This window comes from Alkalihalophilus marmarensis DSM 21297 (assembly GCF_000474275.2).
GTDB lineage: Bacteria > Bacillota > Bacilli > Bacillales > Bacillaceae_D > Alkalihalophilus > Alkalihalophilus marmarensis.
The window spans coordinates 1-1,402 of record NZ_ATAE01000019.1 but is presented as its reverse complement, the minus strand read 5'-3'; the positions used below and the strand labels follow the sequence as shown (position 1 = coordinate 1,402).

Sequence of the window (1,402 nt, the reverse complement as noted above, 5' to 3'; positions counted from 1 at the left end):
CGTGGCCAGGGGAGACCCCACAGGGCGAAAGCCCGAGGAGGCTCCCGGACCGCCCGCGGAAAGCGAGTGCCTGCAGCGGAGAGCAACACCTATCGCAGGGAGGTCTGTAATAGAAATTGCAACTACTGCTCTTAACCAAACTATTCGTATTCTTACGTAAAAGGAGGGTTTCAAATGGGCAAGTTAATTGTTCAAATAACCGAAGTCGTCTATAAGTTTATTGCACTGAATATCCTATGGCTGTTCTTTTTTGTAGCAGGGCTTGGTTTATTTGGATTTATGCCAGCAACCCTTGCTTTGTTTCGAGTCATAAGAGACTGGATCAAAGGAAATCAGTTCAATTTATTTTCAAGTTACTTCACATATTATAAAGCGGAATTTATACGTTCAAATCTTGTAGGTGCAATCTTTATCGGATTGTTTTATATTATTTATGTAAACTTTTCATTTGCTGGATATTTCTACAGTGAGTCGACACAATTATTCGTTTATCTCATCATTGCTGCCATTGCAGCTATTGTACTAATGACATTTTTAAATGTATTTTCTGTCATGGCGCATTTTGAATATAAAACGTTCTCGTATATTAAAGCATCACTTGGACTTGTTTTTGCTCATCCATTAATGACCCTTACGCAGCTTGTTTGGCTTCTTGCGTACTTTTTAATTGTGGTCAATTTCCCGAGAGTGTCCTTTGTTATAGGGATAAGTGTGTTTGCTTATGTGCTGATGAATGTGAATTATTCTGTTTTCAAGAAATATAATGCGGTTTAACGATAAACATCAACATGTTTAAACATGAGTTGTAGCATAGTCGCCGCTCCTGAAATATGCTTCGCTTTCCGTGTGGAGCCAGTGAGACTTCCTCGGGCTAAAGCCCTGTGGGATCTCACTCCTGCTCTAGTCCACACAGGAGTCTACACATATTTCATCCGCTAATTTAGTGCTTTGTTTAATTATTTAGTGGAGTGATGTATTTATAGCTTCAAAGCTTATTTATCTAAAAATACCTCAAACATGGGTTATAGTGGACTCGCCGCTCCTGAAATAAGCTTCGCTTTCCGTGTGGAGCCAGTGAGCTTCCTCGGGCTAAAGCCCTGTGGGATCTCACTCCTGCTCTAGTCCACACAGGAGTCTCCGCATATTTCATCCGCTTGGTTTATGCGTTTTGTAATTATTATGTGGAGCGATTTAATTATAGTTCAGTTCAAATTAAAAAAGTTAACACCTGTGGATTCATTTACTAAGGTCACTAAAAAGCTGCTTATAAAAATGGTTGAACTATACAACACCCTCCCTCCGTTGATTGGAGCGGAAGGCACCGACTCCTGCGGGATGTGCGTGGCCAGGGGAGACCCCACAGGGCGAAAGCCCGAGGAGGCTCCCGGACCGCCCGCGGAAA

General features: G+C 42.2%; 1 protein-coding gene. It reads left to right on the top strand.

What is annotated here, in order from left to right; all coding sequences use genetic code 11:
- The first annotated feature begins 174 nt into the window (after window positions 1–174).
- Window positions 175–774: a YesL family protein gene (locus A33I_RS06895; RefSeq protein WP_022627759.1), complete on the top strand. Its 600-nt coding sequence runs from the start codon at window positions 175–177 to the stop codon at window positions 772–774.
- Window positions 775–1,402: the final 628 nt, after the last annotated feature.

What these genes read in the sequence shown, in the direction of transcription:
- A33I_RS06895 (WP_022627759.1), top strand. Translation starts at nt 175, where the DNA reads ATGGGCAAGTTAATTGTTCAAATAACCGAAGTCGTCTATAAGTTTATT.